Source organism: Nonomuraea sp. LPB2021202275-12-8 (assembly GCF_037044575.1).
Taxonomy (GTDB): domain Bacteria; phylum Actinomycetota; class Actinomycetes; order Streptosporangiales; family Streptosporangiaceae; genus Nonomuraea.
This window is the reverse complement of record NZ_JBAHWD010000002.1, coordinates 239,965-265,979: the sequence shown is the minus strand read 5'-3', so window position 1 is coordinate 265,979 and position 26,015 is coordinate 239,965. Positions and strand designations below refer to the sequence as shown.

Annotated in this window: 22 protein-coding genes; 8 read left to right on the top strand and 14 right to left on the bottom strand. The window is 71.2% G+C overall.

Annotated elements, in window-relative coordinates:
* Nucleotides 1–120: 120 nt before the first annotated feature.
* A complete protein-coding gene (locus V5E28_RS05035) occupies nucleotides 121–258 on the top strand; it encodes a hypothetical protein (protein ID WP_336205431.1) in 138 nt (45 codons plus the stop codon).
* Between the two features lie 58 nt (nucleotides 259–316).
* Here V5E28_RS05035 and V5E28_RS05030 read toward each other — a convergent pair whose 3' ends face one another.
* Both V5E28_RS05030 and V5E28_RS05025 read right to left on the bottom strand, forming a co-directional pair.
* Entirely contained in the window at nucleotides 317–1,435 is a 1,119-nt protein-coding gene (locus V5E28_RS05030) for a winged helix DNA-binding domain-containing protein (protein WP_336205168.1), read from the bottom strand.
* Nucleotides 1,436–1,586: 151 nt separating this feature from the next.
* Nucleotides 1,587–2,762, bottom strand: a complete 1,176-nt coding sequence (locus V5E28_RS05025; protein ID WP_336205167.1) for a hypothetical protein — start codon at nucleotides 2,760–2,762, stop codon at nucleotides 1,587–1,589.
* Nucleotides 2,763–2,881: 119 nt separating this feature from the next.
* Between V5E28_RS05025 and V5E28_RS05020 the strand changes: the two genes are divergently transcribed.
* Nucleotides 2,882–3,391, top strand: a complete 510-nt coding sequence (locus V5E28_RS05020) for a hypothetical protein (protein ID WP_336205166.1) — start codon at nucleotides 2,882–2,884, stop codon at nucleotides 3,389–3,391.
* Here the strand turns inward: V5E28_RS05020 and V5E28_RS05015 are convergent.
* The 6 genes from V5E28_RS05015 to V5E28_RS04990 form a co-directional block, all read right to left on the bottom strand.
* A complete protein-coding gene (locus tag V5E28_RS05015) occupies nucleotides 3,315–4,502 on the bottom strand; it encodes an acyltransferase family protein (RefSeq protein ID WP_336205165.1) in 1,188 nt (395 codons plus the stop codon). The genes V5E28_RS05020 and V5E28_RS05015 overlap by 77 nt on opposite strands.
* A gap of 42 nt (nucleotides 4,503–4,544) precedes the next feature.
* Nucleotides 4,545–5,591 carry a cation diffusion facilitator family transporter gene (locus V5E28_RS05010; protein ID WP_336205164.1) on the bottom strand — a complete coding sequence of 349 codons (1,047 nt, stop codon included), beginning with the start codon at nucleotides 5,589–5,591 and terminating at the stop codon, nucleotides 4,545–4,547.
* A gap of 39 nt (nucleotides 5,592–5,630) precedes the next feature.
* A complete protein-coding gene (locus V5E28_RS05005; protein ID WP_336205163.1) occupies nucleotides 5,631–6,794 on the bottom strand; it encodes an acyl-CoA dehydrogenase family protein in 1,164 nt (387 codons plus the stop codon).
* Nucleotides 6,795–6,797: 3 nt separating this feature from the next.
* Nucleotides 6,798–7,331, bottom strand: a complete 534-nt coding sequence (locus V5E28_RS05000) for a MaoC family dehydratase (RefSeq protein ID WP_336205162.1) — start codon at nucleotides 7,329–7,331, stop codon at nucleotides 6,798–6,800.
* A 73-nt stretch (nucleotides 7,332–7,404) separates the two neighbouring features.
* Complete coding sequence (locus V5E28_RS04995; RefSeq protein WP_336205161.1) at nucleotides 7,405–8,007, bottom strand: amino acid-binding protein; 603 nt, start codon at nucleotides 8,005–8,007, stop codon at nucleotides 7,405–7,407.
* A 571-nt stretch (nucleotides 8,008–8,578) separates the two neighbouring features.
* A complete protein-coding gene (locus tag V5E28_RS04990) occupies nucleotides 8,579–11,689 on the bottom strand; it encodes a bifunctional cytochrome P450/NADPH--P450 reductase (RefSeq protein ID WP_336205160.1) in 3,111 nt (1,036 codons plus the stop codon).
* Between the two features lie 52 nt (nucleotides 11,690–11,741).
* On the opposite strand from V5E28_RS04990, the gene V5E28_RS04985 reads away from it, so the two are divergent.
* Nucleotides 11,742–12,305 (top strand): TetR/AcrR family transcriptional regulator, encoded by a 564-nt coding sequence (locus V5E28_RS04985; protein ID WP_336205159.1) that lies wholly within the window; start codon nucleotides 11,742–11,744, stop codon nucleotides 12,303–12,305.
* 3 nt (nucleotides 12,306–12,308) lie between these two features.
* Here the strand turns inward: V5E28_RS04985 and V5E28_RS04980 are convergent, their stop codons facing one another.
* A complete protein-coding gene (locus tag V5E28_RS04980) occupies nucleotides 12,309–12,704 on the bottom strand; it encodes a VOC family protein (protein ID WP_336205158.1) in 396 nt (131 codons plus the stop codon).
* A 198-nt stretch (nucleotides 12,705–12,902) separates the two neighbouring features.
* Between V5E28_RS04980 and V5E28_RS04975 the strand changes: the two genes are divergently transcribed.
* Nucleotides 12,903–13,499, top strand: a complete 597-nt coding sequence (locus V5E28_RS04975; protein WP_336205157.1) for a hypothetical protein — start codon at nucleotides 12,903–12,905, stop codon at nucleotides 13,497–13,499.
* Nucleotides 13,500–13,571: 72 nt separating this feature from the next.
* On the top strand, nucleotides 13,572–13,778 hold the full coding sequence (locus tag V5E28_RS04970) for a hypothetical protein (RefSeq protein WP_336205156.1): 207 nt from the start codon (nucleotides 13,572–13,574) through the stop codon (nucleotides 13,776–13,778).
* Nucleotides 13,779–13,842: 64 nt separating this feature from the next.
* Here V5E28_RS04970 and V5E28_RS04965 read toward each other — a convergent pair whose 3' ends face one another.
* Genes V5E28_RS04965 through V5E28_RS04945 form a run of 5 tightly spaced genes read right to left on the bottom strand, consistent with a single transcriptional unit; the run spans nucleotide 13,843 to nucleotide 20,628 of the window.
* Nucleotides 13,843–15,096: a hypothetical protein gene (locus tag V5E28_RS04965; RefSeq protein ID WP_336205155.1), complete on the bottom strand. Its 1,254-nt coding sequence runs from the start codon at nucleotides 15,094–15,096 to the stop codon at nucleotides 13,843–13,845.
* Between the two features lie 56 nt (nucleotides 15,097–15,152).
* Complete coding sequence (locus V5E28_RS04960; RefSeq protein ID WP_336205154.1) at nucleotides 15,153–16,937, bottom strand: glycoside hydrolase family 13 protein; 1,785 nt, start codon at nucleotides 16,935–16,937, stop codon at nucleotides 15,153–15,155.
* Between the two features lie 5 nt (nucleotides 16,938–16,942).
* The gene (locus tag V5E28_RS04955) at nucleotides 16,943–17,782 is read right to left on the bottom strand and encodes a sugar ABC transporter permease (RefSeq protein WP_336205153.1); all 840 of its coding nucleotides are present in this window, start codon (nucleotides 17,780–17,782) and stop codon (nucleotides 16,943–16,945) included.
* Nucleotides 17,779–19,347, bottom strand: a complete 1,569-nt coding sequence (locus V5E28_RS04950; protein WP_336205152.1) for an ABC transporter permease subunit — start codon at nucleotides 19,345–19,347, stop codon at nucleotides 17,779–17,781. Before V5E28_RS04950 ends, V5E28_RS04955 begins: the two co-directional genes overlap by 4 nt.
* Before the next feature lie 6 nt (nucleotides 19,348–19,353).
* Nucleotides 19,354–20,628: a sugar ABC transporter substrate-binding protein gene (locus V5E28_RS04945; RefSeq protein ID WP_336205151.1), complete on the bottom strand. Its 1,275-nt coding sequence runs from the start codon at nucleotides 20,626–20,628 to the stop codon at nucleotides 19,354–19,356.
* A 286-nt stretch (nucleotides 20,629–20,914) separates the two neighbouring features.
* Between V5E28_RS04945 and V5E28_RS04940 the strand changes: the two genes are divergently transcribed.
* The 3 genes from V5E28_RS04940 to V5E28_RS04930 all read left to right on the top strand — a co-directional run bounded on the left by V5E28_RS04940 (nucleotide 20,915) and on the right by V5E28_RS04930 (nucleotide 25,997).
* Nucleotides 20,915–22,408, top strand: coding sequence for a glycoside hydrolase family 13 protein (locus V5E28_RS04940; protein WP_336205150.1), 1,494 nt, complete (start codon nucleotides 20,915–20,917; stop codon nucleotides 22,406–22,408).
* 73 nt (nucleotides 22,409–22,481) lie between these two features.
* Nucleotides 22,482–23,822, top strand: a complete 1,341-nt coding sequence (locus tag V5E28_RS04935) for a sensor histidine kinase (RefSeq protein ID WP_336205149.1) — start codon at nucleotides 22,482–22,484, stop codon at nucleotides 23,820–23,822.
* 138 nt (nucleotides 23,823–23,960) lie between these two features.
* On the top strand, nucleotides 23,961–25,997 hold the full coding sequence (locus V5E28_RS04930; RefSeq protein WP_336205148.1) for an N-acetylneuraminate synthase family protein: 2,037 nt from the start codon (nucleotides 23,961–23,963) through the stop codon (nucleotides 25,995–25,997).
* Nucleotides 25,998–26,015 lie beyond the last annotated feature (18 nt).

The following is a 26,015-nucleotide window of genomic DNA, read 5'->3' as shown; positions in this document are numbered from 1 at the left end:
GCGTCCAGAACGGCCGCTTCCTCAGGCCGCTTCTACTACGAGAACCACCACGCCGAGCGGGCCACCGAGCCGACCACGTTCCCGATCGGCCTGGCCTCCTTCGCCTACGACTTCCGCCCGTTGCGCCGCTTCGCCGAACGCGACCACCACAACATCGTCCGGTGGAGCGAGTTCGACCGGGGCAGCCACTGGGCCGCCCATGACGCCGCCGACCTGCTCGTCGACGACATCCGCGCCTTCTTCGGCAGGCTCTCCTGATCCGGCCCCCGGCCCAGGGGTACGGCAAGGGCGGTCACCGTCCCTGCCACAGCCGAGATCACATCGGCAGGACGCGCACCTCATGAGCCGGGGCGTCGGCGGCGGCGAAGTCCAGCAGGCGCGCTCCCTCCCGCTCCAGCTCCGCGGTGGCGGCCGAAGGGACGGGCCGGAACGTGCGGATGGTCAGAACCGCGCTGTCGCCCTGCCGGTCGATCGTCCATTCGCCGCTGGTGAAGCCGTCCACCAGGACGAACCCGGGGACCGGCCGGCGTTTGAGGTAGTTCTGCGCGAGATGCTCCTGGGTGATGACCCGTCCGCGGTCGGCGAAGGACAGCAGCAGGTTGTCGAAGTCGTACAGCAGCCTGACCGGGGCCGGGACGTCGGGGGCCGGCCGGGGCGCGTCGGGCAGGTCGAACAGCTCCTGGCCGTCCTCACCGGTGAACCTGGCCAGGCGGGGCCGGATCCCCTCCACGACCTCGCGTAGCCGGGTCAGGCCCGACCACGTCTGCACGTCCTTCACCGTGGCCGGTCCGAACGCGGCCAGGTAGCGCACGACCATCGTCTCCAAAGAGGCGTCAGCCGCCAGCGGAACGCCCAGCCACGCCTGCGCCGTCGTGTGCGCGATGGCGCCACCGGCCCCCCACACGCCGCGCGGCGGAACCTGCACCAACGCCATCCGGTTGCGGGCGGCGTAGGCCAGCGACGCGGGCGCGCGTTCACCCCACCCGGCGGCGCGGCCATGCTCGGCCAGCAGCGCGCCGAGCTCCTTCGACGTGCGGGGCTTCTCCTCCAGCAGCGGCCGGGCGGCCTCCACCAACTCGTCCATGTCCAGCCCCTCGACGGGCTTCCTGTGGGTGAAGTTGGAGAACAGATCGCGATCCAGCACCGGCTGGACGAGCGGACGCAGCCACTGGCAATCACGAGCGCTGACCAGATGGATGGTCGACCGCATCAGCGCGATGCGCACGACCTCACGCCGCACCAGCAGGTCCGCCACCTCCTCGGGCCGGACATCCTCCAGCCGCGCCGCGAGTCCCGCGTACCACGAATGCGGCGTCTGCGCCTGGAGCCCTACCAGATGCTCCACCGCCGCCACGACCGGCATCCGTGCCCGCCTGAGCAGCAGTTGCCGCTCCAACGTCGCACGGTTGAGCTCGCGCCTGCTCAGCACTGTCATCGTTCCTCCAGGGATCGCCAGGCGACATCGTACGGCCGGCCGATCCGGCCACCGCCATCGCCGCCGGGGGCCGGATCCCCGGGGTGTGGCCGGTTACGGCCCGCGACGCCTGGCCGGTCTCCGGGCGCCTGCCGCATCCGAGAGCGGCGGATCAGCAGGGCGGGGCGGTGGTCCAGCGAGGGCCGTCGGGGGTGTCCTCCACCGCGACCCCGCCCGCCAGGAGCGCCGCGCGCAGCGCGTCCGCCACCTCGTAGCGGCCCTGGGCGCGCAGCTCGCCGCGCAGCGACAGCAGCGGGCCCATCAGCGAATGGAGCCCGGCCGTGGCGGCGAGCTCGCCGAGCTGGGCGATCAGCAGCCGCATCAGCTCCCTGGCCTCGTCGACGCCGCCCGCGTCCTCCTCGGTGTCGGCCGCCCATTTGACGACCTCCGCCTCCAGGTCGAGCACCACGCGGGCGGCCGTCACCATGTCGGCCCGGGCCGCCGCCTCGCCGAAAGCCCGCTCGCACGCGTGGGCGGTCTCCTCCAGCGTGACCTGGGCCGGCACCGGGGACTTGGGGCGCGGCGGCGCCGGGGTGCCGGTGCGGCCCTCGGCGAGGCGGCGCAGCTCGGGCAGGTCGATGCGACTGCCCGCGGGCAGGACCGTGCGCGAGCCGGGCCGCCGGACGGTCACGCCGCCGCGACCGGCCACCTCGACTGCCTCGCTCTCCAGATCGACGACGAGCGCGGTGTGCTCGTCGACGCCGAGGACGGCGGTCCCCGGCGGCAGCTCCTTCTCCATGCGCGACAGCCGCCGCTCGCCGAGGTAGCAGTAACGGGTGTCGTGGGTGCCGCCCTCGGCGTTGTCGAAGTGCGGGATCAGCACGGCGCGCAGCCCGAGCGCCTCCAGCACGTCGATGCCCTCGCGCCAGTGGGGCTCGGCACCCACCTTGTAGATCTCGTAGACGGGCACGGTCGCCAGGCCGGCCGTGCAGGCGGCGGCGGAGGCGAGCACGGTCACCCCGCTGCGCGCCCGCACGCGGGCGCGCAGGTCGCCCGACACCCCGGAGTCCGCCCACCGGTCGAGGGCGTACGTGGGGCTGCCGGGACCGGAGAACACCCAGTCGGCCCCCGCCACACCGGGCGCCACCTCGACATCCAGCCCGACGCTGTGGGCGAAGTATCGGCGGGCCCGGGCGGAGATGTCGGCCGTGTTCTCCTGGAACGCGTACGGCGTGTCGAGCAGGACGGCCCGCGCACCGGCCCGCAGGCTGCGCGCCGCGGAGCGGTGTACCTCCACCATGGTCGGGCTCGTCTCGCCCGACCCCATCAGCACCAGCATTCCGGGCATGGCTGTCCGCCTCTCTCGCACGCCCTCGACTACAGCCACGCGCGGCCCGTTCCCTCAAGAGCGAGAACACACATGCGAGAAGAATGTTTCTGCACACAAGTGGCAGTAAGCTGCTGGCGGTGACGGGAAGACACGTGGTCTCGATCGAAACGCTCATGCTACGGGCGGGCAGCGACAACCGCTGGTCCTACCGGCGTGTCGTCGCCTCCCCCGATCCGGGCCAGAGCCCGGACGAGGCTGCGCGCCTGGCGTGCGGGATCGCCGCCGACGAGCCGTCCACCGTCGTGCACTCCACGAGCTGGCGCCACCGTCCCGGCGAGATCGTGCTCACCTACGCGGTCTGTCCCGATCCCGAGCCGTGGCGGGCCGCCACCGAGCTGACCGACCTGGAGCCGGCCAGAGGGGCCGCGCCCGCCACCCCGGCGCCCGAGCGGATCGAGGTGGCGCACGTGGCGGCGCACGCCATCCGGCACCTGGCGTTCCTCATGGCCGAGGACCCGGTGGTGCGCGCGGCGCTCCGGCGCCATCCCGAGGTCGCCGGTGCGCTGGAGGCTACGGGCGCGAACGGGCGAGACGGTGACCGAGCGACTGCATGGGCCGCTCCACCCAGCGGTAGGTCAGCGCGCTGACCGCCAGCACCACGGCCGTGGCCAGGACCGCCATCGCGAGCTGGAGCGGCACCGGCGCGCGACGCAGGTCGCCGGTGAGCTCGGTCAGGTATTTGAGCAGCGGGTGGTGCACCAGGTAGAGGGAGTAGCTGATCAGCCCGAGCCAGGCCAGCAGCCGTGGCACGCGCCGTTCGCGCAGCGCCATGCCGCCCGCGAACGTGGCGGCGGCCAGCGCGACCGTGATGATCCACACGTCGGGCCGCACCCACCACCAACCGGCCATGATCGCCCAGATGGGCGCGAGCACCACGAGCACCGCGGTGACCGCGACCGGCCACAGGGCGCCCTCGCCTCGCTCCCACCGGTAGATCGCGGTCCCGGCGAACATCAGCGCCACCACGGCCACGCCCAGCCACGGCACCCGGCTGTTGAGCACCAGCAGCGCCAGCGCCATCAGCCCGAGCGCGCACGCGGCGGTCCGGCGGAACCTGCCGGTGATCAGGCAGGCCAGCCCGGCGGCGAACATCGCGCACGAGACGTACGCCACCCAGTCGCCGCTCAGCGCCACCCGGCTCATCACCAGCCCCACCACGACCGAACCGGCCGCGAACAGCATGGCCAGCAGGCCGCTGCGGTCGTGCAGCCGGAGCACGAACAGGGCGGTGACCAGCAGGTAGAAGACCATCTCGTAGGAGAGCGTCCACATCGTGTCGGCCACGCCCGCGACCCCGGCCACGTCGAGCAGCATCGTCGCGTGCCCCGCGACCGCCGCCCCGTCGCGTGACACCTCCGGCCGCACCGGCACCCACCAGGACAGCGCCAGCACGGCGGCGGCCACGGCGAGATAGAGCGGATAGAGGCGGAAGACCCGGCTCACCCAGAACGCCCGCACGTCGCCGTGCCGCTCCAGAGATGCCGGGATGATGTAACCGCTGACCAGGAAGAAGACGAAGATGCCGTAGACGCCGAGGCTGAACCAGTAGGGCCGCGCCCAGGGCAGATACCACGGCAGCAGGTGCTCGGCCACCACCGCCAGCGCTCCGATGCCGCGTAGCGCGTCCAGCCACGCCAGCCTGGGCCGGCCTGCCCGGACGGATGCCGTCGTGGTGGAGGTGGTGGGGGCGATCGACACCCGCCCCAACCTACCCTGACTCGCCCGGGAAATGCCCTGATGTCACCGATGCGTGGACAGCGGAGCGTGATGATCGGCGTCCGCGGGACCGTACGGGTCGGTGTGCACCGTGGCGGCGCGCAGCCGCGGCAGCTTGTGGATGAGCCGGTGCTCGGCCTGCACCGCGACCGCGTGCGCGGCCACGACCGTGAGGTCGTGCCTGACGAGGATCTCCACCTCGGCGTGCAGCGCGTGGCCGATCCAGCGCATCCGCACCGAGCCGACGCGCTCGACGCCGCCGACGGTGCCCAGGATCTGCTCGGCCTCGTCCACGAGGCCGGGGTCCACCGCGTCCATCAGCCGGTGGTAGATCTCCCTCGCGGCGTCGCGCAGCACGAACAGGATCGCGACCGTGATGAGCAGGCCGACGATCGGGTCGGCGATCGGGAAGCCGAGCGCGGCGCCGCCCGCGCCGAGGAGCACGGCCAGCGAGGTGAAGCCGTCGGTCCTGGCGTGCAGGCCGTCGGCGACCAGCGCGGCCGAGCCGATCTCGCGTCCGACCTTGATCCGGTAGCGGGCCACCCATTCGTTGCCGAGGAAGCCGACCACCCCCGCCGCGGCCACCCAGCCCACCGCCCTGATGTCCTGCGGGTCGAGCAGGCGCTTGACCGCCTCGTAACCGCCCAGCGCCGCCGAGGCGGCGATGATCAGCACGATGACGATGCCGGCGAGATCCTCGGCCCTGCCGTAGCCGTAGGTGAACCGCCTGGTGGCGGCGCGCCGGCCGACGGAGAAGGCGATCGCCAGCGGCACCGCGGTGAGCGCGTCGGCGAGGTTGTGCAGGGTGTCGCCGAGCAGCGCGACAGAGCCCGACAGCGCGACGATGACCGCCTGGACGGCGAAGGTGGCCATGAGCACGGCGAAGGAGACGGCGAGCACCCGCATGCCGCGGCTGCTGCTCTCCAGCGCCGCGTCGATCTTGTCGCCGCTGTCGTGGCTGTGCGGCGCGACGGCGTGCCGGATGCGGGCGAACACCCGCCGCCGGCCGTGCCCGTGCCCGTGCCCGTGCTCGTGCTCGTGGTAGCTGCTGTGTTCAGGCTCGCCCGCCATGACGCTCTCCGCTCGCGCGACCGGCCGCCACCGGCGTGCTCACCAGCCCACCCTGCCCTTGCCGGAGATGAGCGCCCGGGCGATGACCAGCCGCTGCACGTCGTTGGTGCCCTCGCCGATCGCCATCAGCGGCGCGTCCCGGTAGAGCCGCTCGACCACGAACTCCTGGGAGTAGCCGTAGCCGCCGTGGATCCGCATGGCCTCCAGCGACGCCTTCAACGCCACCTCGGAGGCGAAGTACTTGGCCATGCCCGCCTCCATGTCCACCCGCTTGCCGCCGTCGGCCTGCGAGGCGGCCCAGTAGGTCAGCAGCCGGGCCGCCTGGATCTCGGTCGCCAGGTCGGCCAGCTTGAGCTGGATGGCCTGGAACTCGGCGATCGGCTGGCCGAACGCGGTGCGCTCGCGGGCGTAGCTCAGGGCCGCGTCGTAGGCGGCCTGGGCGACACCGACGGCGCGGGCGGCGATGTTGACGCGGCCGATCTCCAGCCCGCCGAGCACCTGCTGCATGCCACGCCCCTCGACACCGCCGAGCAGGGCGTCCGCGGGCACACGCACGCCGTCGAGCACCACCTCGCACGTCTCCGTGCCCTTGTAGCCGAGCTTGGGCAGGTCGCGGCTGACCGAGAACCCCTCGGCCGACGGGTCGACGAGCAGCACCGACATGCCCTGGTGCGCCGGCTCGGTGATCGAGGTCTTGACCAGCACGGGGAGCGGGTCGGCGTGGCGGGCGTTGGTGATCCAGGTCTTGGTGCCGGTGACGACGTAGTGGTCACCGTCGCGGACGGCGCGGGTCGAGATGCCCTGCAGGTCGGTGCCCGCGCCCGGCTCGGTGAGCGCGATCCCGGTACGGCGCGCGCCGGTGGCCAGGTCGGGCAGGTGGCGGCGCTTCTGCTCGTCGGTGCCGTGGCGGGCGATCATCCAGCAGGCCAGCGAGTGGGAGCCGATCGTGCCTGCCACCCCCATCCAGCCCCGGGCGATCTCCTCGAAGACCAGCGCGAAGGAGACCATGTCGGCTTCCAGCCCGCCGTACTCCTCCGGCACGCTGAGCCCGAACAGGCCCATCTGCTTCATCTTCTCGACGATCTCGGTCGGATAGCGGCCGGAGTGCTCCCACTCGGTGGCGACGGGCACGATCTCCTTGTCCACGAAGGCGCGCAGCGTCTCCCTGAAAGCCCTCTGCTCGTCGGTCAGCTCGAAGTCCATCGCTCACGCCTCCTGGGGGCCGGCCGTCAGGGGACCGGCCTTGGCCTGCGGGAAGTAACCCTTGTCGTGCGGGGCGTCGCGCCGGTAGACCATCACGGTCCGCGTCCACGACATGATCTCGTCGCCGTCCTGGTTGAGCCCGCGGGTGCGGCAGGTGACGATGCCCGCGTACGGGCGCGACTTCGACTCGCGCTTGGCCGTGACGACGGACTCGGCGTAGACGGTGTCGCCGACGAACACCGGGTGCGTGAGCTTGATCTCCTCCCAGCCGAGGTTCATCAGCGCCGTCTGGCTCACGTCCATCACCGACAGCCCGAGGACGATCGCGACCGTCAGGCCCGAGTTCACGATGATCTTGCCAACCGGGGCCTTCGCGGCGAAGTGGGCGTTGAAGTGGTTCTGGTTGGTGTTCATCGTCAGCAGCGTGAACCACGTGTTGTCGGCCTCGCTGATCGTGCGGCCCAGCGGATGCTGGTAGACGTCGCCGATCACGAAGTCCTCGTAGTAGCGGCCGATGCTGGCTTCGTGAACGGTCACGGGCGGCTCCTTCAAGCGCTGCTCAGACCGCTCACGTTAATCAGCTGGAGTTTTGCCGGTCAATGATCGGCGATCACGCGCGGGCGGCCAGCGTCGAGACCACGTCCACGATGCGCACGGCGCGCTCCAGCTCGGCCCGGTGGAACACCGGCCCGTCGGCCCGCGCGACGAGCACGTACAGCTTCTGCGCGGCCACCGGCAGCAGCATCAGGCGCAGCTTCTCCGTGTCGAGGGTGGCGGCCCTCGGAGGCGGCTCCGGCAGGTCGATGTAGTCGGGCGCGGCCATCGAGGCGTGCCGTACGGCGCCGTCGGCGTAGGCGACCGACCACTCGGCCCCGCACAGCATCGGCAGCGCGTCCACCAGCGTCGCCAGGCCCCGTGCCGGTTCGGCGGCGACGTGCATGAGCAGGTCGTAGTCGGGCGCCGAGCCGGGCATCTCCCGCGTCGGCCACACGCCCTCGACCTTCACGCCGGGTATGGCGGTGAAGCGCTCGCGCACCTCGCCCGTGCTCGCCGGGCCCGGCCAGGAGACGATGAAGTCGTCCACCGCCCTGCCGCCCTCGCGTTCGAGCACGGTCACCTGCAAGATGTCGGCGCCCAGCGTGCCGAGCACCTTCGCCACCCCGCCCAGTCCACCGGGCCGGTCCGGCAGCGACACCCTCAGTCGCAGCAGCATTGCCGCCCCCTTTCCAGACGCTCTCACAGTGCCGTGGAAAGGTTTCCAGCATGTTCCACGGACATGTCACAAATGCTGCGGTATTTCCCAGCATGGATTGACAAATCCGACTTGTCGACCAGTGCACGGCAAGCACTACCTGCGGTTTCTCCCTGAAGTCCCCGCGAACCATCTTCCCTCCCGCGAACACGCTCAAGCGGAAACCCGGCGAGATGTCGATTTCGCTCCCATCTGTACGACACGTCACCGAGAGGGTCTGCCGAAGAAGGCTTCCTGATGAGCACGGTCGTCTTCAGAACCAGCGGGTCGCCGGACGGGTTCATGGCCGCGGCCGGCGCCGGGACGGACGCGCCGACGGGCGCCGACGGGAATGGACGGGCGTCACCCACGAGCCCCCGGCCGGTCACGACCCCGGCGTCCACACCTTCGTCACCGGCGGCGTGCACGCCGCGCCACCGGCAGACCGTGGCTCCGGCAGGCCAGGGCGACGGCCGGAGACAGGGCTGTGACCGGCGGTGGGAGCACGGTCCTGGCCACCCGGCTGCGCCCCCCGGGTGATCCGCTGACGCCGTCAGGCGAACACGTCCTGCTGGTAGCGGCCGCTCGCCTCCAGCTCCGCCAGCCAGGCGGCGCCGTCCTCGCCCGTGCGCTCGTGGTGCATGGCCAGCAGGACCCGCCGTACCGCCGGCGCCATGCGCAGGCCGTCGCCGCACACGTACACGTGCGCGCCGTGCTCCAGCAGCTCCCACACCGTGTCGGCCTCGGCCGCGAGCGCGTCCTGCACGAACCGGTGCGGATGGCCGGGTACGGCGGAGCAGGCGGTGTGCACGCGGGTGTTCGCGGCCCGCGCCCAGCCCTCCACGTCCTCGCGGTACAACCAGTCGTGCTCGGGATGGCGGCAGCCGGCGAACACCTCGGCCCGCCCGGTGGCGCCGGTCAGCGCCCGTTCCTCCAGGAAGCCGCGGAGCGGCGCGAAGCCGGTGCCGGGCCCGACGAGGATCACCGGCGTGCCCGGGTCTGCCGGCAGCCGGAACGGCGGCGCGGGCTCCCGGATGTAGCCGTAGAACACCTCGCCCTCGGTCAGCCCGCCGAGGTAGGCGGAGCACATGCCGCGGTACTCGCCGCTGCCCGACCACGCGGGCCCCTCCACCAGCCCGACGGTGATCCTGACGAGGCCGGGATCGGCGAGCGGCGAGGAGGAGACGGAGTAGTAGCGCGGCTTGATCGGCCCGGCCAGCTCCAGGAAGGCGGGCAGCGGCAGCTCGATCGCCGGGAACCGGTCCAGGAGCGCCAGGGGTGACAGCCGCTTGGCCAGGACCTCGTCGGCGTAGTCGGCGGCCAGGGTGGCGAGCTGACCGCTGGTCCACGGGCAGCCCGTGTGCGCGGCCAGCGTCTCCAGGTCCGCCCGGGTGGCGACCTCCTGCAGCTCGGCGAACTCCGTCAGCAGCAGCCCCGCGGTGACCGGCGTGTCCACCGGCAGGTGGGTGCCGCCGCGGGCGCGGAGCCGTACCACCTGGTCTCTCGGCACGCGCAGCAGGCGCAGTGCCCACTCCACCAGCTCGGGGTCGTTCTTGGCGAAGACGGCCAGGTGGTCGCCCGCCGAGTAGGTGACGCCCTCGGGCAACGTCGCCACGATCGAGCGCACGCCGGGGCGCGGCGGCTCCAGCGAGAAGTCCCACAGCCCGGCCGGGTCGCCGGTCAGCTCCTCGCTGGACACCACGGTCAGCGGGAAGGCGCGCGCGGACACGACGGCGGGCCTGACCTCGGCCTCGCTGAGGACCTCCAGCTCGTAGCGGGGCCCCGCGTCCTCGGCGGAGGCGCTGTAGACCTCCGCCACGGCCGCCCACAGCTTCGCCGTCCAGGCGGTGACGTCGCCGTCGAAGTCTCCGTCGGCGTCGGCCTCGCCGCGCTCGACCAGCGGCGCCGCTCCCGCGGCGACCAGCTTGTCGTACGCGCGGCGCGGGAAGTCCTGGTAGGTGGGCCACTGGGTGTTGCCGCAGCCGAGGACGGCCAGCCGCACGCCCGTCAGGTCCGGCAGGCTCTCCAGGGCGTCGAAGCGCTGGGCGTTGTCGGGCGCTCTGCCGTTGTAGGAGGAGGCGACCACGACGAGCAGCCCGCCGGCGGGCGGGTCCAGCTCGTCCAGGGGCGTCAGCCTCGTGGCGAAGCCCGCGCGCCCGGCCCGCTCGGCGAGCCGCTCGGCGATGTCGGCGCAGGTGCCGAGGTTGGAGCCGTAGGCGACGGTGAGGGCGACGCCGGTGACGGCGATGTCGTGCTGCTCCGCCTCGGGCGCCGGCTGCTCGATCGTCGTGCCGCGCTCGTGCGGCCGGCGCTCGCGCACCCGGACGGTGAAGCCCTCGGGCTTGACCGTGAGCGTCTGCTTGATCTTCATCCGGTAGACGGCGGTGTCGGAGACGGCGAAGCGGCGCAGGATCATGGCGAGCGCCAGCCGGGCCTCGGTCAGCGCGAACTGGCGGCCGATGCAGGCCCGCTCCCCGTTGCCGAACGGCTTGTAGGCGCCCGGGTGGTGGTGCTTGCGCCTTTCCGGCAGCCAGCGGTCGATGTCGAACTCGTCCGGCCGCTCCCACGCCTTCGCGTCGCGGTGCAGCGGCCCGAGCAGGACGGCGAGCTTGGTGCCCGCGGGAATGTCGTAGTCGCCGATCGTGGTGTCGCGCATCGCGCTGACGCCGAACACCGGGATCGGCGACCACAGCCGCAGCGTCTCGTCGAGGATGCGCGGGATCACGTCCAACTTCATGATCGTCTCGTAGGTGGGCGGCTCGCCGCCCGGCAGCAGCCTGTCGACCTCGTCGTACGCCCTGGCCAGGACGTGCGGCTCGCGGAGCAGGTTGTACAGGGCGAAGGAGAGCAGCCCGCTGGTGGTCTCATGGCCGGCGATCAGAAAGGTGATCACCTGGTCGCGGATGTTCTCGTCCGACAGTCGCTCGCCGGTCCGCGGGTCCGACGCCTCCAGCATGAGGCCGAGCAGGTCGCCGGAACCGCCGCCGTCCCCGCCGCGGCGCTGCCTGATCACCTCGTCGACCAGCTCCCGCATGACGCGGATGTCGTGCTGGTAGGCCTCCTCGTGCCTGCGCTTGAGCTTGGTGACCAGGGGGAGCTGCCGGCTGCGCAGCATGGCCTCGGTCAGCGCGCCGCCCATGGCCCGCAGGAACGGGTGGAGCTCGGCGGAGGCGAAGGAGTCGAACCGGTAGCCGAACCCGGTCAGCGAGATGGTGTCGAGGGTGAGCCGGGTCATGTCGTCGGCCACCGGCAGGTCCTCGCCCTGGCGGCCGGCCCACGACTCGGCGAGCCGGTCGGCGACCTCCAGCATCTGCGGGAAGTACGCCTTCATCGAGCGCTGGCCGAACGCCGGCATCAGGATCCGGTGCGCCTGCCCCCAGACGGGGTCGTCGAGTTCGGCGGTGAACAGGCCGTCGCCGGCGAAGTCGCGGACGATCGACAGCGGAGGGTCGATGGTCTTGACGAAGCGCGTCTCGTCGCACACCTCGGCCACCAGGTCGGGGTCGTAGACGAAGACGACCTTCCGCCCGACGATGTCGAGCCGGAAGAGGCCCTGTTCGTAGCGGCCGGCGAGCTCCCCGAAGTACTGCGTGGGCGAGTGCGAGGGAATCTGCAGCGTGTTGCCGACGATCGGCATGCCCTGGGGGGCCGGGATCTCCGTCATGAGCGCTCCCATGAATCTAGCCATACACCGTATGGCGAGTAACATACAGCGTATGGCCACCGGTGCGCGCAGAGGGACTCCGCTGACTCCCGAAGAGATCTACTCGACAGCCCTGCGCCTGGTGGACGAGGGCGGCGTCGATGCCCTGTCGATGCGCAAGCTCGCCGCGGAGCTGAAGGTCAACCCGATGTCGCTCTACCACCACGTCGACAGCAAGGAGGCGCTGATCACCCAGATCTGCGTCACCATGGCCGACCGCCTGGAGCTCCCCCCGGACGACGGCGCGCCCTGGCAGGACCAGCTCAGGATGCTCGCGCTGGCCTACCACACGCTCGCGCGCACCTACCCCACCCTCTACGCCTACATCCACGCCCACCATGAGGTCATCGCCGACCGCAGCGTGGGCATCTGGGTGGTGCTCTACCGCATCCTGCGGGCGGCCTCCATCCCCGAGCCGGACCTCAAGCGCACCAGCGACGTCCTGCACGCCTTCGTCTCGGGCTTCGTGGTGGCCGAGGCCCAGGGCCAGGTCGGCGACGCGGCCGACCCCGCTGAGGCCGACCGCGCCTTCGACACGGCCATCGACATGATCATCCACGGCCTGGCCGGCCGCTGACCGTCAGGCCCGCTCCTGGAGGACCCACCCGTTGCCGTCCAGGTCGTTGAAGAACACGAACGCGTTCCAGCGGCCCCCCTTCCCCTCGGCCAGGCCGCCGTCCTTGTCGTAGTGCTTGACCGTGCTGACCTCGACGCCCCGCTCGGCCAGCCGTTCCCGCGCGGCGTCGATGTCGTCCACCACGATCTGCACCCCCCGCACCGAGCCCGGAGGCATGCCGGTGGAAGCGCCGAGCACGATCGAGCAGCCGGAACCCGGCGGTGTCAGCTGCACGATCCGCGTTTCCTCGCTCACCCGCGTGTCATGGTCCACCACGAACCCCATCCGCTCGCTGTAGAACACCTTCGCCTGCTCCACGTCGGTCACCGGAACGGGGATCACTTCGATCTTCCAGTCCATGGATCCGCCTCCTGTCGTCATCTGGACGTCGTACGGGAAGCCGGGGGATCGACAACCCTGCCTGAAGTCATTTTCGGAAGATTTTTCGGACCAAGCATGTCGTTGGCCCGATCCGCCGCTCGTCGCTGACAAATACGCAATCATTGATCCCGGCTACGGAGGGTGGCCGACGGGAAGACGTGCAGAGAGCGCGGTGTGGTGAGGCGCAGCAGAAGATGGCCCGGCTGGCTGCATGTCGGTGTCCTGGAGCACCGGCTGACCCGGATGTGGGAGCCCGGCACCTTCCCGCCCGCCGAGTCGCTCCTGGCCATCATGACCCTCGCGGCCGTTCCCCGCGCCGTCGGCCTGCGCCTGGCCGACCACCTCAGCGGCGGCCTCGTCGTCGGCCCCGGCGCCGTGCCCGACCTGCCCGACTTCGAGAAGCTCCGGGCCATCCCGCTCCCCCAGCAGGACGGCACCTGGGAGCGCAGCGCCGGCGTCTACGACCCCACCCTGCGGCGGATCGCCGTCGGCAGCGTCCCCTCGCCGTCGGTCAGCGTCTGCGGGCACGAACTCGGTCACGCCATCGACGACTGCGACGGGCGCCCCTCCGCGGACCAGTGGTGGATCATCCTGCACGCGCTGCGCCGCCCCCACCTCGCTCCCCCGTACCAGCAGGACGTCTCGGAGCTGTTCGCGGAGAGCTTCGCCTGTGTCCTGACCCGGCGGGCCACCCGCCTGATCCGCCTGCTCGGCGACGAGCACACCGCCCGGCAGGTCTACCAGTGGATGGCCCACCGCTACGGGATCGGCTGACCGCGACCCGTCTTCCGCACCGGCGGCTATGCTGGCAGGCGAGCCATGGCCGACGCGCAGAAGGGAACGCCCATGAACGTGCTCATGCTCCCGGGCGGCACCCTGCGCGTCCCCACTGTCACCGTCCTGGACGACGGCACCCGCGTCCACGGCACCCGCGACGTGCCGCCCGACACGGGCGACTACGACCGGTGGCTGCCGTTCGCCGACGACGAGGAGCGGACCTGGCATGCCGGCCTCGACGACGAGGCCATCCTCTCCCGCTGGCAGTCGGCCTGACCCCTTGCGGGTGCGCGTTCCCGGCCGGGGAGGTCGGGCACGGCGGAGCCGCGTGTGGTGCCGGTCAGCCCTGGTACGCCCCCGCGTGCGGTGCCGCGGGCAGGGGCTTGCCCGTGAAGTCCTTGGCGAGGGCGGCGCCGCCGAACCACGCGGGCGTCAGGCGGACCGCGCGTCCCCGGGCCGGGGAGCCGGGCCGCAGGCGCAGGTTGGTGCGGGAGACGAACTGCGGGTCGGCCATGACGGACCTGGCGCCGAGCCTGAACTTGGCGGTGCGCGCCCGGTAGACGCTGCTCGCCTCGTCGGCGCCCTTGCCGTCCGCGTAGCCCGCTTCGCCGCCCACGACGATCACGTTGTTGCGCAGCCTCAGGATCGACGGGGAGCAGCCGTCGTGGCAGGACCAGCCGATCGTCTTCCTGGCCGGCATGTAGACGGAGTTGTGCACGGCGACGGTGCCCTTGACGGGGCCGACGATGTGCTTGGGGCCCCGGGTGACGAGGAAGGAGCCGATCTTGAGCGAGGAGGTGACGACGTTGAAGGCGAACAGGTTGCCGGTGGCGGTGTCGCCCTTCTTGGCGCCGAGCTCGGAGAAGGTGTTGTTGTTGTGCGACTTGTTGTGGGTGACGCGGTTGCGGTTGCCGCTGAAGATCTCGATGGCGGCGCCGTCGATGCCGTAGTCGGAGCTCTTGGCGTGGCTGCCGGTGATGGTGTTGCGGGTGACGAGGTTGTCGTCTCCGTTCAGCAGGATGCCGAAGGCGCCGGAGTCGTTGTCGCCGCCGGCGTCGTTGACGCTCATCCGGTTGTTGTCGGCGAGCGTGCTGCCCTTGATGGTGTTGCGGGAGCCGGTGGGGGTGACGGTCACGCCGGAGATGTTGTGGTCGGCCTGCACGTCGGACAGGACGTTGTTGTCACCGGCGAGCTCGAAACCGGACCACTGGCAGTTGGAGGCGCGCAGGCCGCTGATGCGCCAGTGGTTGCCGTTGACGACGACGCAGCCGGAGTCGCGGCCGCTGATCTTGGCGTGCGGGCCCTTGCCGTAAGCCTGGATGACGATGGGCTTGGCGGCCGTGCCGCTGGCCGACAGCGTGAGCGAGCCGGTGAAGGAGCTGCCGCGCTTGAAGCTGACGGCGTCGCCCGGCTTGATGTCCGCCGCGTTGACGGCGTCGAGCGACTTCCACGGCTTGGTGGCGCTGGTGCCCTCGGCCGCGTCGTCTCCCGCCTTGGAGTCGACGTAGTAGGTGGTGCCGGCCTGCGCCGCGGCCTCCAGCGGTACGGCGACGGGCAGGAGCGAGGCCATGACGGCGACTGACAGGAACCTCATGCGTGACACCACTATCTAGTTGAATCTGGAATCGGGAGACGCCAACCGTAGCGTGATCAGCCGTTGAGACGCCAGATGCCGAACGCGGGTCCGTCGCCGGGCAGCACGTCCCCGTCCAGGGCGTTGTAGAGACCCTCGGCGGGCCGGTCGAGCCGCAGTGGTGTGCCGGGGGCGCGGCGGGCGCACACCAGCAGCGACTCCCGCTCGGTCTCCCGGGCGAACACCAGGCAGTCGGCGTCGGCGTGCAGCCAGCGCAGGCCCCCGTGGCGCAGGGCGGGCTCGGCGCGGCGCAGCCCGAGCAGGTCGCGGTAGCCGGCCAGGGTGGCGAGGTCCTGGTCGGCGGGGCGGTTCCAGGGCATCGGGGTGCGCGAGTGCTCGCCGTTGATCCCGGTCAGCCCGAACTCGCTGCCGGCGAAGACCATGGGCGTGCCCGGCAGGGTGGCCTGCAGGCCGAGCGCCACCAGATGGCGCTCGCGGGAGCCGGTGACGGTGCGGATGCGCGGGGAGTCGTGCGAGTCCAGGAGCTGCCAGGAGTGCACGAACGAGCGCCACGACATGTGCGAGGCGAACGAGCGGAACGTCGCCAGCGTGCCCGGGCCGTCGCGGAGCGGGACGCCGCCGGGCACCCCGAGGAAGTGGTCCAGGTCCAGGTCGTCACCGCGCAGCCAGGCCCAGACGGGACGGGTGAAGCCGCCGTAGTTCATGGTGCCGTGCCAGCCGTCACGGTCCAGGTCGAGCGAGGCGTCGTGGTTGTGCTCGGCGATGAAGGCGGCCGAGGCCGGCAGCGCGCGCCGCAGCATGGCGGCGGCCTCGTGGTTGTGGTCGCCGGCGCCGAGCCTGCCGGTCATGTTGGCCACGTCCACCCGCCAGCCGTCGAACGGCGGGAGCCATCCGGTCAGCACGGCGCGCATCCGCCTTCGGACGAGATCGCTGCCCCAGTTGAGCTTGGGCAGCGTCTTGACGCCCCACCACGCCTCGTAGTCGCCGGTGTCGGGGTCGAAGTGGTACATCTCCCGCTCGGGCGCGTGCACGTCGGACACCGCGGCGGTGAACCACGGGCAGGAGTCGCCGGTGTGGTTGGTGGTGACGTCGCCGAGCAGTCGCATGCCGCGCGCGTGCAGGGCGCCGGAGAGCCGGTGCAGCGCCTCGTCGCCGCCGAGCAGCGGGTCGATCCGGTCGAAGCCGGCGGCGTCGTAGCGGTGGTTGGACCGGCCGGGGAAGACCGGCGTCAGGTAGACGGTGTCGGCGCCGAGGCTCCGCACGTGGTCCAGGCGCGCGGTGATGCCGTCGAGGTCGCCGCCGTAGAACTGCTCGGAGGTGCCGGGCCCGCTGGGGATGACGGGGTCGTGGTCCCAATCGCGCGGCAGCGCCCAGTCGGGCACCTCGCGCACGACTCCTGACCTGGCGAAGCGGTCGGGGAAGATCTGGTAGACGATCGAGTCCCGCATCCACGCGGGCGGCGCCTCGTGGCACACGAGCCGGAAGTCGCTCGCGTCGGTCAGGTCGTGCGCCGCCAGGCCGGCCGCGGTCAGCCACACCTGGCCGCGCGGGGTGGTCAGCAGGAAGCGGTAGCGGGTGACCGGATTGACGGCGATGATCTCGGCCTGCCACCACACGTCCGTCCGGCCGTACCCGCCGGTGGGCCGGGAGGTCCTGACGGGGTCGACGCTCGCGGGCGCGTAGCGCGGCTCTCCGTCGTGTACGGCGCGTACGAGCACGCCGGTGACTCCGGCTGCCAGCGGGGCGCGCAGCCGGAGGGTCACCGGCGAGCCGAGCGCGGGCGTCTGCGTGGAGACGTAGAGGGCGGAGCCGTCGTGGTGCGGCTCGTCCAGGAAGCGCAATGAACCTATCCCTTGACAGCTCCGGCGGTGAGTCCGGAGACGATGTACTTCTGCAGCCAGAGGAAGACGCCGACGGTCGGGATCGCGGTGAGCAGCGTCCCCGCGGCGAACATGCCGAAGTTGGCGTTGCGCTGGTCTCCCGCGATCATCCCGTACATGCCCACGGCGAGCGTCTTGCTCTCCGGATCACGCAGGAACACGCTGGCCATGATGAACTCGCTCATGATCCCGATGAACGCCAGCAGCGCGGTGACCGCGAGGATCGGCGTGACCAGCGGCATGATGACCCGCCAGAAGATCTGCGCGTGCGTGGCGCCGTCGACGGTGGCGGCCTCGTCGAGCTCCTTCGGCACGGTGTCGAGGAAGCCCTTCATCAGCCAGGTGTTCACGCCCAGGGCGCCGCCGAGGTAGAGCAGCATGAGCCCCCAGGCGGTGTCGAAGCCGAAGGCCGGGTAGAGCTCGGTCACCCTGGTGAAGATCATGAAGATCGTCACGATGGCCAGGAACTGCGGGAACATCTGGATCAGCAGCAGCGCCAGCAGCCCCACGCGGCGCCCGGCGAAGCGCATCCGGCTGAAGGCGTAGGCGGCGAACATCGACAGCAGCAGGCTGGCGAAGGACGACAGCAGCGCGATGAACACCGAGTTGAAGAACCATTTGGGGAACGGGTAGACGTCGGAGGTGAACAGGTCGCCGAAGTTGGCCAGGCTCGCCCCGTTGGGCAGCAGTTCGGTGGAGGCGAGGGTGCCCAGCGGGTTGATCGCCGCGGAGATCACGAAGAGGATGGGGATCAGCGCGAACGCGCAGACGACCAGCACGAACACGTGCCTCAGTGCGAGTCTCACGCGTACACCTCTTCCTGCTTGCGCGTCCGCCTGAAGGCCACGGCCGAGATGACGGCCACGATGGCGAAGATGAACACCGAGACCGCGGCGGCGAACCCGTACTGCGCCCCGCCGGTGCCGAAGGCCAGCCTGAACGTGTAGGTGATGAGCAGGTCGGTCGCTCCCACCTGCGGGTTCTCGGCCGGGAACGGGCCGCCCTCGCTGGTGAGCGCGATGGCGTTGAAGTTGTTGAAGTTGAACGCGAACGACGAGATGAGCAGCGGCGTCAGCGCGACCAGCAACAGCGGCAGCGTCACCCGGCGAAACCCCTGCGACGCGGTGGCGCCGTCGATGGAGGCGGCCTCGGTCAGCTCGCGCGGGATCGCCTGCAGCGCGCCGGTGGTGACCAGGAACATGTACGGGAAGCCCAGCCAGAGGTTGACCAGGATCACCGCGAGCCTGGCGGTGAACGGCTGGCCCAGCCAGTCGACCTCCAGCCCGAAGAACTGGTTGATCAGCCCGAAGTCGCGGTTGAACATGTCCCGCCAGACCAGCAGCATCGCGAACGAGGGCATGGCGTAGGGCAGGACGATCGCGATCCGGTAGAACCTGGTGCCGCGCATCCGGGGATGGTGCAGGGCCAGCGCCACGGCCATGCCGAGGGCGAACGTGCCGACGACGGAGGCCAGCGCGAACACCGCGTTCCAGCCGAACACCCCGAGGAAGTAGCCGGAGATGGTGGGGTTGGTCAGCACCCGGGCGAAGTTGTCGACGCCGACGTTCACCTGCCAGCCCTGGGCCAGCACCTCGCCCGAGGCGTTGACGAAGTAGCCCTGGCCCGGGTCGGCCGTCCAGGTCTGCCCGTCGCCGCGCACGCAGTCGCATCCGGAGTCGTAGACGAGCGCCGCCTTGCCCTCGACCGCGCGGCTCAGCCCGTTGGCCTTGATCGCTCCGTCGGCGGTGGGCACCGACAGGGCGGAGATCTCCTCACCGCGGGCGGCCGCCTGGGGAGCGGTGAGCACCGTGAGGCCGGGCGCCCGCAGCACCTTGCCGGTCACTCCGACCTGCGCGCCGGGCAGCGGCGACAGGCTCTCGGCGGTGCCGAGCCGGACCTGCTTGGTGTCCGGGTCGACGAGCAGGAACACCAGTTCCTGCCCGCGCAGGGCGACGGTCAGGTTGTACTCGGGCGAGCCGGGCGCCTGCCGTACCGAGCCCGTCTCGATGGCGGAGATGGCCGCCTGCTTGTCGCTCCGGTGGCCGTCGCCGAAGTTGGTGAAGGCGGTGCTCACCGTGTAGAGCACGGGGAAGATCTGGAAGGCGATGAGGAAGACGGTGCCGGGGATGAGGTACTTGGCCGGGATGAAGCGGCGCGTCAGGTAGAGGTAGCCGATGGCCGCGGTGGTGACGGCGAGCACCCCGAGCCCCGTCCAGGACCGGGCGGCGATCAGCGGCGGCGCCGCGTAGAGCAGGAGTGCGCCCGCCACGGCGAGCACCGCGATCCTGCTCACGACGAAGGCGGTGGTGATGTTGCGGCGTGGCCGCGGAGCCTTGACGCTCTCCGCGGCCTCGCGCACGTCCAGAGCCATGACGGGTCAGTTCTTGAGCGAGCCGTCGATGGCCTTCTGCGCGGCTTCGGCTGCCTTGGCGGCGTCGCCGCCCTTCACGACCGCCGTCTCCGCGATGCCGAACGGCTCCCAGACGGCCTGCATCTCGGGGATGGCGGGCATCGGGAAGCCGTCCTTGCCGGCGTCCATGAACTTGCCCGCGTCGGCGTCGGCCGCCTTGACCTCTTCGAGGGCCTCGGTCAGCGCCGGAGGCCGCGGGTCGGCGTCGTACAGCGCCTTGGCCACGTCCTTGTTGGTGACGTAGTTGGTGACGAACTCCTGAGCCAGGGCCTTGCTCTTGCCCTTGGAGGCGACGAAGAACGACTGCACGCCGACGAACGGGGTGGCGGGCTTGCCGTCCTTGAACGACGGGACGGGCGTGATGTCGTAGCCGAACCCGCCCTTCTTCACGTCGCCCATCGCCCACGGGCCGGAGATCAGGAACGCGCACTTCTTGTCGGCGAAGCTGGCGACGTAGTTCTCGTTGGTGATGGACGTCTTGAGCGCGCCGTCCCCCTTCTCCCCCAGGTCCTTCAGCTTGCCGAAGGCCTTGACGGAGTCGGCGGAGCCGAGCAGCACCTGCTTCGGGTCGGGGTCGCCGCCGGCCGTGGTGCCGAACAGCGAGCCGCCACCCGCGGCGAAGATCGGGTAGGCGTGGAAGGCGTCGCCCTTCTGCCCGACCGGCAGGCAGAGCACCTCCTTGACCTTGCCCGCCTTCTTCAGCTCGGCGCCCTTGGCGACCATGTCTTCGAGCGTCGCGGGCGCGTCGGGCGCGAGGTCGGTGTTGCGGATCAGCGCGATGTTCTCCACCGCGTACGGCGCGGCGTACACCTGGCCGTCGAACGTGACGGCCTTCATGGCGATCTCGGGGAAGGCCGCCTTCTGCGCCTCGGTGAGGTTGACCGGGTCGATGGCGCCGTTCTGCACCAGGTTGCCGATCCAGTCGTGCGCGCCGATCATGACGTCCGGGCCGCTGCCCTGCTGGGAGGCGGTGAGGAAGGTCTGCTGGTTGTCCTTGCTGATCTCCTTCACCTCGACGGTCACGCCGTTCTCGGTGCCGAACTGGTCAGCGAAGGGCTTGAGCGCCTTGACCCGGTTGGGGTCGGCCCAGATGACGAGCTTGCCGCTGCCCTTGTCGGCTGCGGGGGCCGAAGCCGATCCGCTGGGCGCCGCCGAGGGCGCCGCGGGGTCGGAGCCGCCACAGGCCGTGGCGGCGAAAGCCAGAGTCGCGAGAGCGGCCACACCCAGAGCTCGCTTGCGCATGAGACCTCCTGAGGTCACGGAGGGAGCGGCGCCGCACGCGCCACCGCCAAAAGATCCAATCCTGACCGCTTTCGCGGCTTATGTTTCCGGGACGTTAGCGAGTCTTTGCAAGAATTGGAAGAACTTGCAAAGAGCGTTACCCGATCCTCACCGTGCGGGCGTGCTGGAGGAGTTACTCGCCTGCAACAGGGGGATCTGCAAGTTTCCGCAACTTCCACTTGACCTCTCGCAAGAGCTCACGCGATCCTGCACCAGACATCACGGACATCCCGGGGGAAGGACAACCATGCTCGAGAACGACGACTGGTGGCGGGACGCCGTCGTTTACCAGGTCTATCCGCGCAGCTTCGCCGACTCCGACGGCGACGGCGTCGGAGACCTGGCAGGTGTGCGTGACAAGCTGGCCTATCTGGGCGAGCTCGGCGTCGACGCCATCTGGCTGAGCCCCTTCTACACCTCGCCGATGGCCGACGGCGGCTACGACGTCGCCGACTACCGCGCCGTCGACCCCATGTTCGGCGAGCTCGCCGACTTCGACGCGCTGATCGCCGACGCCCACGCGCTCGGCATCCGGGTGATCGTGGACCTCGTCCCGAACCACTCCTCCGACCAGCACCCCTGGTTCCAGGCGGATCTGCGTGACCGCTACATCTTCCGCGACCGGCCCAACGACTGGGAGTCGATCTTCGGCGGGCCGGCCTGGACCCAGGTCGCCGACGGGCAGTGGTACCTGCACCTGTTCGCGCCCGAGCAGCCGGACCTCAACTGGGAGAACCCCGAGGTGCGCGCCGAGTTCCGCGACATCCTGCGGTTCTGGCTGGACCGCGGGGTCGACGGGTTCCGGATCGACGTGGCGCACGGCATGATCAAGGCGGACGGGCTGCCCGACGTCGGGCCGAAGGAGGGCCGCCAGGCCGAGATGCTCGGCGACGAGCAGCTGCCCTACTTCGACCAGGACGGCGTGCACGACATCTACCGCGAGTGGCGGCCGATCCTCGACTCCTACCCCGGCGGCCGGATGGCGGTGGCCGAGGCCTGGGTGACCTCCCCCGAGCGGCTGGCCCGCTACGTCGGGCCGGACGAGCTGCACCAGGCGTTCTCGTTCGAGTTCATGATGGCCGACTTCCACGCCAAGTCCTTCCGTACGGTCATCGAGAAGGCGCTGGCCGAAGCCGAGATGGTGGGCTCGCCCACCACCTGGGTGCTGTCGAACCACGACAAGCCACGCCACGTCACCCGGCACGGCGGGCCGGCCCGCGCCCGGGCGGCCACGCTGCTCATGCTCGCCCTGCCCGGCTCCGCCTACCTCTACAACGGCGAGGAGCTCGGCCTGCCCGACGTCCTCGACCTGCCCGACGAGCTGCGGCAGGACCCGGCGTTCAGGCGCAGCGGCGAGAGCCGCGACGGCTGCCGGGTGCCGCTGCCGTGGACCGCCTCGCCCGGATGCGGCTGGCAGGACCCGTGGCTGCCGATCCCCGACTCCTGGCGGCTGCTGTCGGCCGAGGCGCAGCAGGACGACCCCGACTCCACGCTGAACCTCTACCGGGCCGCGCTGCGCATCCGCAGGGAGCACCCGGCGCTCGGCGGCGGCACGCTGAGCTGGCTGGACTCCGCCAAGGACGTGCTGGCCATCGAGCGCTCCCCCGGCCTGGTCGTGGTGCTGAACACCGGCGAGGAGCCGGTGCTCCCCGAGTACGGCGGCCGGGTGCTGCTGTCCAGCGGCCCGCTGGGCGCCGACGGCGCGATCCCGCCGGACACCGCGGTCTGGCTGCAACGGTGATCAGGTGACAGCATGGGGCAAACTTTCCCTGCATGCGGCATATGGCGGTGACACCGGTTAGTAGCCTCGGTGCGTGTCACGCCTGTGGGCCCGCTCTCTGCGCGGACGCGTCACCCTCGTCGCCACGGCCGTAGCCGCCCTGGTGCTGACGCCCGTGGCGATCGGCGGGGTGATCGTCGGCAGGGCCCTGGTGGCGAGCACCGTCTGGAGCGACACCCGCCAGGTCGCGGAGGCCATCGGCGCCGAGGCGCGCGAAGGCAGGCTGCCGTCGCGGGACGCGCTGCCCATGACCAACGCCTCCGTCGACCTGATCCAGCTCGTCGCCCCCGGCGGGAAGGTCCTGGCGGCCAGTGACGCCGCCAGGAACCTGCCGCCTCTGAGTCATGTGCAGCCGGCTCCGTACGACGGCATCATCGACACCACGAACTGCCTGCCTGACATGTGCGTGCACCTGACGGCGGTGCGGGTGTCGCCCGCCCCCGACTCTTCCGTGGTCTACGCGGGACGCCGCACGCCGTCGGTGCTGTCCACCCGGATCATGGAGATCATCATCTTCTCCCAGCTCCTGGCGCTCGTCGTGCTCGCCGCCTGGGCCACCTGGGTGGTCACCGGCCGGGCGCTGCGCCCGGTGGCGGCCATGCGCGGCGAGCTGGACGACGTCAACGCCAGCGACCTGAGCCGCCGGGTGACCCAGCCGCCGGGCGACGACGAGGTGGCGCAGCTCGCCCGTTCGGTCAACGGCACCCTGGCACGCCTGGAGCGCTCGGCGCTGCAGCAGCGGCAGTTCGCCTCCGACGCCTCGCACGAGCTGCGCACCCCCATCGCCGGGCTGCGCGCCCAGCTGGAGAGCGCCCAGCTCTACCCCGACGACACCGACCTCCCGACGCTGGTGGAAGGCGCCCTGCGCGACACCGACCGGCTGGAGGCCATCATGACCGACCTGCTTCTGCTGGCCAGGATCGGCTCGCGGGTGGACGTGGCCATGGAGCCGGTGGACCTGGCCGAGCTGGTCCGCCAGGAGCTCGCCGCGCGCAAGGACAAGCTCCCCGTGCGATTGGAACTGGCCGACGACGTGGTGGTCCAGGGGGTCAGGATGCAGCTCGCCAGGGTGCTGACGAACCTGCTGGACAACGCCCAGCGGCACGCCGACAGCGAGGTGCGGGTGACGGTGTCCGAGGAGGGCGACCAGGCGGTGCTGGCCGTCGAGAACGACGGCTCGCACATCCCCGAGGAGGACCGGGAGCGCGTCTTCGAGCGCTTCACCCGCCTGGACGCCGCCCGCAGCCGGGATCAGGGAGGCGTCGGGCTGGGGCTGGCCATCGCCCGCGATGTGGCGATCGCGCACCGGGGGACGATCCGCGTGGAGGACTGCCCCGACTGCACCCGCTTCGTCCTGCGACTCCCGGCCCTGTGATCCCGCCGGCCGTCCGGAGTCGCTCCACCTGATCCCTCCGGAAAGCGGATCCCCCCGGAAAGTTAATGACGGGGACGCTGCCAGTTCAACCGGTCCCTCTAGCTTCTGGATGCAACCCGGAGCACTAGAGGAGTCACGTTGCGAGTCCTGGCCGTAGTTCCCGCCCGTGGAGGTTCGGCGGGCGTACCACTGAAGAACCTCGCGCCTGTCGGAGGCATCCCGCTGGTGGCCCGCGCGGTGCGCGCCTGCCTGAGGGCCGAGCTGGTGGACGAGGTGGTGGTCAGCACCGACCACGCGGGCATCGCCGAGGCCGCCGCGCAGGCGGGGGCGCGGGTGGTGGACCGCCCGGCGGAGCTGAGCGGCGCGACGGCCTCCAGCGAGTCGGCGGTGCTGCACGCTCTCGACGAGCTCGGCGACGACCCCGAGGTCGTCGTGCTGGTGCAGTGCACGAGCGCGTTCATCAATCCGGACGACCTGTCCGCGGCCGTGCGCACGGTGCTGGACGGACAGGCCGACGCGGTCTTCTCCGGCCTGCCGACGCACGAGTTCCTGTGGACCACGACCGGCGCCGGGATCAACCACGACCCGTCGCTGCGCCCGCGCAGACAGGACCTGGAAGCCCAGGTGAGGGAGACGGGCGCGTTCTACGTGATGCGCACGGCCGGGCTGCGCGAGCACGGACACCGCTTCTTCGGCGAGGTGGCCGTGCAGGAGGTGCCGTCGCGGCACGCCGTCGAGGTGGACACGCCCGAGGACCTGGAGATCGTGCGGGCGCTCGCCCCGTTCGTCGACGTGCCCGAGCCGATCGACGTGGACGCCGTCATCACCGACTTCGACGGGGTGCACACCGACGACCGCGCGTACATCGACTCCGACGGCCGCGAGATGGTGCTGGTCAGCCGCTCCGACGGGATGGGCGTGTCGCTGCTGAGGCGCTCCGGGGTGAAGGTGCTGGTCATGTCCACCGAGCACAACCCGGTGGTGGCCGCCCGCGCCCGCAAGCTGGGCGTGCCGGTGCTGCAGGGGCTGGCCGAGAAGCGGACCGTGCTGCGCGACTGGCTGACCATCGAGGGCCTCGACCCGGCCCGCGTCGCCTACGTCGGCAACGACGTCAACGACCTGGGCCCGATGGCCGAGGTCGGCTGGCCGATCGCGACGCCCGACGCGCACCCGCGCGTGCGCGCCGCCGCCCGGGTGGTGCTGACCAGGCCGGGCGGATCCGGCGCGGTGCGCGAGCTGTGCGACCGCGTCGTGGCCGCGCGTCCCGAGCAGCCCGTCGCCGAGACCCGGGCGCGGCCCAGGCTCGGCCCGGTGGCGATCGGCGACGTGCTGGTCGGCGACGGCGAGCCCGTCTACGTGATCGGCGAGATCGGCATCAACCACAACGGCGACCTCGACCTCGCCCGCCGCCTCATCGACGTGGCGGCCGGCGCGGGCTGCCAGGCGGTCAAGTTCCAGAAGCGCACCCCGGCGATCTGCGTGCCCGAAGAGCAGAAGGGCCAGATCAGGCAGACGCCGTGGGGCGAGATGACGTACCTGGAGTACAAGGAGCGCACCGAGTTCGGCCGCGACGAGTACCGGCAGATCGCCAAGTACTGCGACGAGCGCGGCCTGCACTGGTTCGCCTCGCCGTGGGACGTGCCGTCGGTGGACTTCCTGGAAGAGATGGACGTGGCGGTGCACAAGGTGGCCTCGGCCGGCGTCGCCGACCACGAGCTGCTGCGCGCCCTGGCCGCCACCGGCAAGCCGATCATCCTGTCGACCGGCATGTCCACGCTGTCGGAGATCGACCGGGCCGTGGAGATCCTCGGCACCGACAACCTGATCATGATGCACGCCACCTCCACCTATCCCCTCCCGCCGGAGGAGGCCAACCTGCGGACGATCACCACGCTCAAGGAGCGGTACGGCGTGCCGGTCGGCTACTCCGGGCACGAGCGCGGCCTGCAGATCTCGCTGGCCGCGGTCACGCTCGGCGCGGTCTGCGTGGAGCGGCACATCACGCTCGACCGCACCATGTGGGGCTCGGACCACGCGGCCTCCCTGGAGCCCGCCGGGTTGGAGCACCTGGTGCGGGACATCCGCGTCATCGAGCAGGCCATGGGCGACGGCGTCAAGCGCGTCTTCCCCGGCGAGGAGGCCCCCAAGGCCCGCCTGCGCCGCGTGACCGTCTGACCGACCCCGGCCTGTGCG